An 8,878-nucleotide genomic window follows, 5' to 3' on the forward strand; every position below is an offset into this window, starting at 1 on the left:
CCGGTTGATAGATGAGCAGAACAAAGTGGAAGAAGCCCTGCGCCAAAGCGAGGACAAATACCGAACCATCCTGGAAAACATTCAAGAAGGATATTACGAAGTTGACATCGCCGGAAACTACACCTTTTTCAATCCCCCGGTCTGCAGTATTCAGAGGCGGAGCCCGGAAAGACTGATGGGGATGAATTACCGGCGGTACACCCATGGCCAGGACCGCGACAAACTCTATCGAATCTTTAACCGCGTGTTTACCACCGGACAACCGGCCAGGCCCTTCAGCCAGAAAATCATTCGTGCAGACGGCACAACCTGTTATGTGGAGATATCCGCCCCCAAGGAAAGCGGTGTCACGTCGAGCAGAACCACGTCTTTGACGTCACCCTGCAGAACACCGGCCTGAATGGCGGCACCCATCGCAACCACTTCGTCAGGGTTCACGCCCTGGTGAGCTTCTTTGCCAAAGAATTTGGCAACTTCTTCCTTTACCTTTGGCATACGTGTCATACCACCGACCAGCACGACCTCGTCGATGTCGGATGTGGACAGGCCAGCATCCTTGATCGCGTCCTTACAAGGCTTCAGCGAAGATTTGATCAGGTCACCGACAAGGCTTTCCAGCTTTGCACGTGTCAGTTTCATCACCATGTGCAACGGCTGGCCGTCAGAACCCATGGAAATAAACGGCTGGTTGATTTCCGTGCTGGATGAAGAGGACAGCTCGATCTTGGCTTTCTCGGCCGCTTCTTTCAGACGCTGCAACGCCATCTTGTCCTTGGTCAGATCAACTGAATTCTCTTTTTTGAACTCATCGGCAAGGTAATTAACAATGCGCATGTCAAAGTCTTCACCACCAAGGAACGTGTCGCCGTTGGTGGATTTCACTTCGAACAAGCCGTCGTCGATTTCCAGAATAGTCACGTCGAATGTACCGCCGCCAAGGTCATAGACTGCGATTGTCTTGCTGTCTTTCTTGTCGAGGCCATAGGCCAGCGCCGCCGCTGTCGGCTCGTTGATGATGCGCAGCACTTCGAGGCCTGCGATCTTGCCAGCGTCTTTGGTCGCCTGACGCTGGGCATCGTTGAAGTAGGCAGGAACGGTGATAACGGCCTGTGTCACTTCTTCGCCGAGATAGCTTTCTGCGGTTTCTTTCATCTTGCCGAGGATGAACGCGGAAATTTGGCTTGGGGAATATTTCTCGCCTTTGGCTTTTACCCATGCGTCGCCGTTGCCGCCATCGACGATCTCGAACGGCATGTTCTTTTTCTCTTTGGCAAGGTCCTTGTCATCAAAGCGACGACCGATCAGGCGCTTTACAGCAAAGATGGTGTTTTCGGGGTTTGTGACAGCCTGGCGTTTCGCGGGCTGGCCGACAAGACGCTCATCATCTGTGAACGCAACGATAGATGGCGTCGTGCGCGCGCCTTCGGAGTTTTCTACAACACGCGGCTTTGCACCGTCCATAATGGCGATACAGGAGTTCGTCGTTCCCAGGTCGATACCAATAACTTTGGCCATTTTCAAATCCCTCTACTTTAGGCGGTTTGAGCAGCGCGAACCCGTTTCGGCACCCGCGCCAGTTTCATGAGTCTGTCCAAGGCTTTCGCCGAAGACCTTGATCTTGTCGTATATAGGGACGGTATATTAGGCCTGCAACCGCCTGCGGACAGGCAAAATATCTAAAACAATGCTTTTTGGTGTGGTTGCGGATACCGCGCGGCCTATCGCCCGGCAAACCAGCTTAGCGAAACGTGCTGACGTGCAAAGAATTCACCCATCAGGCCGATCATGATCAGGCCGAGCGCGACATAGATCGGGTAGTCGGCGCTTGTGAATTGTGGGTTATAGTTAAGAAAGACTGCGCCGCGCATCTGGTCGATAATGTGAAAAAGCGGGTTCCAGTCAAACATCGCGATCATGGTTGCGGGTAGCGTATTGACGACAAATAGTTTGCCTGACGCGATCATGTTCACCCGGACGTAGATGGTCTTGGCGATACCGGTAAAGCGTGGAAACCACGGTTTCAGGGCCAAGAAAACCATGCCGACGGCACAACCGGAGAACCATGCTGCAATCAGGAAGCCAAGTGCGGCGACAGGGTCATGAATTGTGACAGGCGTGAAGATGATATGGTATAAAAGAAGGATCGCCATCAATGTGATGATCTGCATGTAGAGCGCCGATAACGCTGAAGCGACTATCGCGATAATCGTGTTCATCGGACGGTGCAGCATCATTGAAGACGTGGGCCCCGCAGCACCCATGACGGCGGTGACGGCCTTAATATGGGTGAGATAAACAAATATCCCGCTCATGATATAAAGCAACATATCGCCACGGATTGGCGAACTGCGCAGCCCGAGAACCTGAAAGAACAGAAGAAATGCAAAAATCATCGTCAAGCTTTGAAACATGCTCAGCAAGATCGCGATCACAGCATTTCGATGTCCGCTGCGCGCATGGCGGACAATTGTGTGATATATCACTTCAAGCATGCTGATCAGGCCGCTTGTCGGGGTTCTATGGACGGGCGTTTGAAACATCTATTGTCGCGGTATGTTGTTCTGGCTTCTTGCTGTCACGATAGCCTTGCTGATCGCTTGGCGAAACACCATAAACACCCCGATCAGGGCATTTTGATGACAGGCAGTGCAGCATGGATTTTGTGAAATTAACGAACACAATGCGAGAGCTGGCACTGGAGGCTGGCGAACAGATCATGGAAATCTACGGCTCTGACGACTTCGGCGTGCGCTCGAAAAGCGATGAAAGCCCTGTGACAGCCGCCGATGAGGCCGCAGATGCGATCATCAGCGCCGGATTGCGCGCCGCTTTCCCCGACACGCCGCTTGTGACCGAAGAACAGGCCGTATCGCATACGCAGACGGTGAGCACGTTTCTGATCGTCGATCCGCTGGACGGGACGAAGGAATTCATCAAACGGCGAGGCGATTTCACCGTCAACATCGCTTATGTGAAGGATGGCGTTCCGGTGCGCGGGATTGTCTATGCGCCCGCCAAAGAAAGGCTTTTCTATACTGATGCGGAAGGCAATTCGGTGGAAGAGCAAGGTCCGTTCGTCAAAGGCACACCGGGCCGGACTGCCCCTATCAAAGTGTCGACACCTGATAATGCCGCCCTTCTGGTCGTGGCGTCCAAATCGCACCGGGATCAGGCCACGGACGATTATATCGGCAAATATTCAACCGCTGATATGAAAAGCGCAGGGTCATCGCTGAAATTCTGTCTGGTCGCCACGGGCGAGGCGGATCTGTATCCGCGCCTTGGCCGCACAATGGAATGGGACACTGCTGCAGGTCATGCGGTCTTGAACGGCGCGGGCGGTGAAGTTGTGCGTTTTGATGGCCACACCGCTTTGACCTACGGCAAACGCGGATTTGAAAACCCGTTCTTTATCGCCTACGCCCCCGGTGTTGTTTTGGAGAAACCATAGTGTCAGTTCTGATCGTTATTCCCGCGCGCTATGCCTCTACCCGATACCCCGGCAAGCCTCTTGTGGAATTGCGCGGCGCAAGCGGTGAGGCGAAAAGCCTGATCCGGCGGTCATGGGATGCTGCTTGCGATGTTGTGGGCATTGATAGGGTTGTTGTCGCCACTGACGACACGCGCATCGCACAAGCGTCCGAGGCGTTTGGGGCTGAGGTCGTGATGACATCGACGACGTGCCAGAACGGGACAGAGCGATGTGCCGAAACGCTTGCCAACCTAGGCGACAAGTTTGAAATCATCGTGAACCTGCAAGGTGATGCACCGCTGACGCCTGCATGGTTTATCGAAGACTTGGTTCAGGGTCTGCGCGACAATCCCAATGCCGATGTGGCGACACCGGTTTTGCGCACTGAGGGGCGCACTTTGAACGGATTATTGCAGGATCGCCGCGAAGGACGTGTCGGCGGTACGACAGCGGTTTTCGGCGCTGATCACAATGCGCTCTATTTTTCGAAAGAGGTGATCCCGTTCACAGGGCAAACCTATGACCATGCAGACGAAACTGCCGTTTTCCATCACGTGGGTGTCTATGCGTATCGTCCTCATGCACTCGCGGCTTATCCGCAATGGCAGGCCGGTCCGCTCGAGCAACTCGAAGGACTGGAGCAGTTGCGTTTCTTGGAACGGGGTGTTCCGATGCTCTGTGTCGAGGTTGCTGCGAAGGGTCGCCAGTTTTGGGAATTGAACAATCCCGAAGATGTGCCCCGTATCGAGGCAATGCTGACTGAGATGAATCAAGACTAGGTAAAAACTTCCTGTTCATAGTGCAAGAAAGCAGAAGCTCTGGCCGCTTACCGTTATCAAAGCGGACAAAAAATGTTACTGCTGTGGTCAATAATTATAGAGGTTGCAAGATGAACAGAAGAGTTTCAAAGGCGATTTTTCCGGTGGCGGGAATGGGCACGCGTTTTCTGCCGGCGACAAAATCCGTGCCCAAGGAAATCATGACATTGGTTGACCGTCCGCTGATCCAGTACGCGATTGACGAGGCACGTGCGGCTGGCATCGAGGATTTCATTTTTGTCACCTCGCGCGGCAAATCTGCGCTGGAAGACTACTTCGATCTCGCGCCTGATCTGGAGGCTGCGCTTGAAGAAGCTGGTAAGTCCGACTTGCTGGAAATCCTGCGCAGCACGAATATGGAAAGCGGCACGATCGCCTATCTGCGCCAGCATAAGGCGCTGGGCTTGGGTCATGCGGTGTCCTGCGCGCGCAAGCTGATCGGTGATGAACCTTTTGCCGTTATTCTGCCGGATGACGTGATTGCGGGCGAAAAGCCGTGCTTGCAGCAGATGGTCGAGGCATATCAGGAAACCGGCGGCGCGATGGTCGCCACGATGGAAGTTTCGCCAGAGCAAACGTCATCCTATGGCGTGCTTGATGTGGACGACCAGACCGGTGCCATCGTCAAGGCCCGCGGTATGGTTGAAAAACCGGCTGCGGGGACAGCGCCTTCTAATCTTGCAGTGATTGGCCGGTATATTCTGACCCCGCAAGTTCTGGCAAATTTTGACAAGATCGGGCGTGGTGCCGGTGGAGAAATTCAACTGACTGACGCCATCGCGGAAGAAATCCGTGCCGGCCGTGATGTATTTGGCTACCGCTTTGAAGGTGAGCGGTATGACTGCGGATCAAAGGCCGGGTTTTTGCAGGCGACTGTCGCATTCGCGCTGGCACGCGATGAGCTTCGGGACGAGTTCGCGGCATTTCTGGCGCAACTGAATCTAAACAGGCAGGCAGCCGAATAAGACGTTTGATGCTGTCATCGCCCAAGACCGGCCTATGGCACGCATATCGCCTGCGCTGGAAGCGGCGGCGGATCTTATTTCGGATATGGCGCAAGCGAAAAGAGTTGGCAGTATCGGTTGACCGGACAGGTCTGATATCGGGCGACGACATCCTTGGCTTTGCAACGGTCCGCAATGAGATCGTCAGGCTTCCTCACTTTTTGGCCTATTACCGCAAACTTGGAATTAATCATTTTCTGTTTGTTGATAACGGCAGTGATGACGGCACAGCTGCGTTTTTGGCGGATCAGCCCGATGTATCGCTTTGGTCGACAACACACAGTTATCGGCGGTCGCGATTTGGTATGGATTGGCTCGGGTGGCTTCAATTGCGGTATGGCAACAAGCATTGGTGCCTGACTGTCGATGCAGACGAGCTTTTGGTCTATCCCGAATGTGAAAACCGTGATCTTCGTGATCTGACGGCGTGGCTGGATCAAAGGGGTCATGCGTCCTTTGGTGCGCTGATGCTGGATCTTTATCCCAAGGGGCCTTTGGCCGCTGCCGCCTATGTGCCCGGCGACGATCCGACCAAGACCTTGGAATGGTTTGATGCGGACAATTATCGCAATCAAGTGCACCACTATTACAGCAATCTTTGGATACAGGGCGGGGTGCGCGAACGCGTTTTCTTTGCGGATGAACCTGCGCGCGCGCCGACACTCAATAAAACGCCCTTGGTGCGCTGGTCGTGGCGTTATGCCTATGTCAGTTCAACACATCAGATCCTCCCGACGCGGCTGCATGACGTATTTGATTTTGACGGTGACAGCAAAGTCAGTGGGGCTTTGCTCCACACAAAATTTCTGCCCATCATCGGCGCAAAATCCCAAGAAGAGCTGGAACGGGGCCAGCACTTTCAAAACACTGCCCTTTATAACGGATATCATCGACGGCTCACTGAAAGCCCCGATCTGTGGCATGAAGCATCTTGCCGCTATGAAGGGCCTGCACAATTGGTCGAACTGGGGTTGATGTCCAAAGGCAATGGGTCTGATATGTTCTGGGGTAGGAATACAAAAAGGTCGCGACGTTCTTGAACATTCTGACATCATATCGCCTGCGCTGGCAGCGCAAACGCTGGCGTGCGCGTGCGTTGCGCAAAGGGCGCGAATTGAAAGCGGTGTCCGACCGTACCCGCGATATTGGCCCAAGCGATATTCTGTTGTTCTGCACATTCCGGAACGAAGATATCCGTCTGCCATTTTTCTTTGAGTATTACCGCAAGCTTGGGGTCAATCATTTCCTGATGGTTGATAACGACAGCAAGGATGCCGGGCCCGCGTTTGCGAACGAACAGCCCGATGTCTCTTTGTGGCGCACTGACGCCCCTTACGGCGAGGCGCGATATGGCGTTGACTGGCTGACCTATCTGCAAGGCAAATACGCCGACGGGCACTGGGCGCTGACAGTCGATGTGGATGAGTTCTTTGTCTATCCGTTCTGCGATACACGGCCCATTCGCGCGCTGGCTGACTGGCTGGATGCCTCGGAGGTCCGGTCGTTCGGGGCTATGCTGCTTGATATGTACCCAAAGGGCCCTGTCGGGCAGACCACCTATGCCCGTGGCGAAGACCCGTTTGAGACGGCAAGCTGGTTTGATCCCGGTAATTATTTCATGTCGCAGAACAAACTGCTTAAAAACCTATGGATTCAAGGTGGGCCACGCGCACGCAGCTTCTTTGCTACGAAACCGAAACAGGCACCGGCATTGAACAAGATTCCATTTGTAAAATGGCGCAAGCCTTATGCATACGTCAGTTCGACCCATATGATGCTGCCGCGTGGGCTTAATCTGGTTTATGATCAGCAGGGCGGCGAAAAGACATCGGGCATCTTGCTGCATGCAAAGTTCCTGAACACCTTTGGCGACCGCGTGTCAGAGGAAGCAGAACGCGCCGAACACTATCGAAATGGCCTCGAATATAAGACCTATGCTGAACGGCACGGCACAGACCCGGACCTGTGGTGCCAATGGAGCGAGCAATACATCAACTGGCGGCAGCTTGAAGTGCTCGGCCTGATGTCCAAGGGCAATTGGGCATGAGTTTGGGTGTGATCATGCTGGTGCATACCGGCTTTGGCAGGGCTGAACAGATGGTGCGCCACTGGGCTGAAGCGGGATGTCCGGTTGTCGTGCATGTAGACAGCAATGTGCCGGACGCCACCTATGATCGCTTCACCCGCTCGCTCGCAGGTTTGCCTGATGTACGGTTCTCGGCGCGGCGTCGATGCGAGTGGGGGTCATGGGGTCTGGTGGCCGCGTCACAGGAAGCGGCGACACTCTTGCTTGAAGAGTTCCCGGATGTGCACCATGCGTTCCTTGCATCGGGTGCCTGCTTGCCTTTGCGGCCCATTGAAGAACTGGAATGCTATCTTGATGCCCACCCGGACACTGATTTCATCGAAAGCGCGACAACGGCGGACGTCCCTTGGACCAAGGGAGGTCTGGATCGTGAAAGGTTCTTGTTCAAGTTTCCCTTTGCTTGGAAGAAATACCGTCGACTTTTCGATATGTTTGTCAAATTGCAGCAAGCAGTGGGGTATCGGCGTAGTATTCCCGAAGGTATCGTGCCGCATATGGGGTCGCAGTGGTGGTGCCTGACGCGGCAAACGCTCGACGCGATCTTACGTGACCCCAAGCGTAAAATCTATGATACCTATTTTCGCTACGTGTGGATTCCGGACGAGAGTTACTATCAAACGCTTGCCCGCCTTCATGCGCGCAAGGTGGAAAGCCGATCACTTACGCTGGCGAAATTCGATTATCAGGGCAAGCCGCATATTTTCTTTGATGACCATGCAGATCTGCTGGAGCGGTCCAATAGCTTTGTGGCCCGCAAAATATGGCAGGATGCAGCGCTTTTGTATCAAAAGTTCCCCCTGCCCGATGATCCACAGCGTCGCACGGAGGAACCCAACTCCGGGCCGGTAGACCGTGTCTTTTCGCAGGCAGTCGAGAGACGGACGCTGGGACGGCAGGGGCTTTATATGCAAAGCCGCTACCCGAGCATCGACCGACAGAGCAAAATCGCGGCAACGCCCTATGCGGTTTTGCAGGGGCTTGAAGACGTTTTCCCCGAGTTTCGGACATGGCTGACAAAGCAGACCGGTGCGCAGGTGCATGGCCATCTCTTTGCGAAGGACCGGGCGTATTTCGCCGATGGAAGCGGGATTTACCGCGGTGGGCTTTCGGATAATGCGCGGTTGCGCGACTATAACGGCAAGATGTTCCTGACCAACCTGATCTGGAATGGCCGCGATGAGCATCATTGCCTTCTGTTTGGCCCGGCGGATACCCAAGATATCTGTTGGACGGTCGCAAAAGACACTAATGCCAGCATATGGGTGATATCCGGCGCGTGGTCTATTCCGCTGTTTGCATCAGGCAGACCGGCAAGCGAAGTCAGGAGCGAAGCTGCAAGAATGCAGCGGATCGAGGATAGGTTTCTTAAGGTGCTGCGCTCGCCTGACGCACATGCGCGGGTGCAGATCATGAGTTTAGCGCAGTTCATCGAGGCCCCGATGGACGTGCTCCAGACGATTATCGACGAAATCGCGGGCCATCGCGGCACTGCGTTGAA

Annotated in this window: 8 protein-coding genes and 1 pseudogene; 7 read left to right on the forward strand and 2 right to left on the reverse strand. The window is 54.4% G+C overall.

Features of this window, described 5'->3' with window-relative positions:
* The first annotated feature begins 25 nt into the window (after positions 1-25).
* On the forward strand, positions 26-400 hold the full coding sequence (locus R6T97_RS12470; RefSeq protein WP_410349629.1) for a PAS domain-containing protein: 375 nt from the start codon (positions 26-28) through the stop codon (positions 398-400).
* On the opposite strand, the pseudogene dnaK reads toward R6T97_RS12470, so the two are convergent.
* Together dnaK and R6T97_RS12480 are read right to left on the reverse strand one after the other, a co-directional pair.
* Positions 325-1,515, reverse strand: a pseudogene (dnaK, locus tag R6T97_RS12475) (molecular chaperone DnaK); the annotation flags it as partial. The gene R6T97_RS12470 and the pseudogene dnaK sit on opposite strands and share 76 nt — an antisense overlap.
* A gap of 203 nt (positions 1,516-1,718) precedes the next feature.
* Positions 1,719-2,540: an ABC transporter permease gene (locus tag R6T97_RS12480; RefSeq protein ID WP_410349621.1), complete on the reverse strand. Its 822-nt coding sequence runs from the start codon at positions 2,538-2,540 to the stop codon at positions 1,719-1,721.
* Between the two features lie 113 nt (positions 2,541-2,653).
* On the opposite strand from R6T97_RS12480, the gene cysQ reads away from it, so the two are divergent.
* The 6 genes from cysQ to R6T97_RS12510 form a co-directional block, all read left to right on the forward strand.
* Positions 2,654-3,451, forward strand: a complete 798-nt coding sequence (gene cysQ / locus R6T97_RS12485) for a 3'(2'),5'-bisphosphate nucleotidase CysQ (RefSeq protein WP_410349622.1) — start codon at positions 2,654-2,656, stop codon at positions 3,449-3,451.
* Positions 3,451-4,251 (forward strand): 3-deoxy-manno-octulosonate cytidylyltransferase, encoded by an 801-nt coding sequence (locus R6T97_RS12490; protein WP_410349623.1) that lies wholly within the window; start codon positions 3,451-3,453, stop codon positions 4,249-4,251. The genes cysQ and R6T97_RS12490 overlap by 1 nt, the downstream gene beginning before the upstream one ends.
* A 110-nt stretch (positions 4,252-4,361) precedes the next feature.
* Positions 4,362-5,255 carry a UTP--glucose-1-phosphate uridylyltransferase gene (locus R6T97_RS12495; protein ID WP_410349624.1) on the forward strand — a complete coding sequence of 298 codons (894 nt, stop codon included), beginning with the start codon at positions 4,362-4,364 and terminating at the stop codon, positions 5,253-5,255.
* Positions 5,256-5,263: 8 nt separating this feature from the next.
* Entirely contained in the window at positions 5,264-6,334 is a 1,071-nt protein-coding gene (locus tag R6T97_RS12500; RefSeq protein WP_410349625.1) for a glycosyltransferase family 2 protein, read from the forward strand.
* Positions 6,331-7,341, forward strand: a complete 1,011-nt coding sequence (locus R6T97_RS12505; RefSeq protein ID WP_410349626.1) for a glycosyltransferase family 2 protein — start codon at positions 6,331-6,333, stop codon at positions 7,339-7,341. The genes R6T97_RS12500 and R6T97_RS12505 overlap by 4 nt, the downstream gene beginning before the upstream one ends.
* Positions 7,338-8,878 (forward strand): beta-1,6-N-acetylglucosaminyltransferase (locus tag R6T97_RS12510; protein WP_410349628.1); only part of this gene is annotated, 1,541 nt, incomplete at its 3' end. The genes R6T97_RS12505 and R6T97_RS12510, both read left to right, overlap by 4 nt.

Origin of the sequence: Yoonia sp. (assembly GCF_046498525.1) — a bacterium.
Classification (GTDB): Bacteria; Pseudomonadota; Alphaproteobacteria; order Rhodobacterales; family Rhodobacteraceae; genus Yoonia.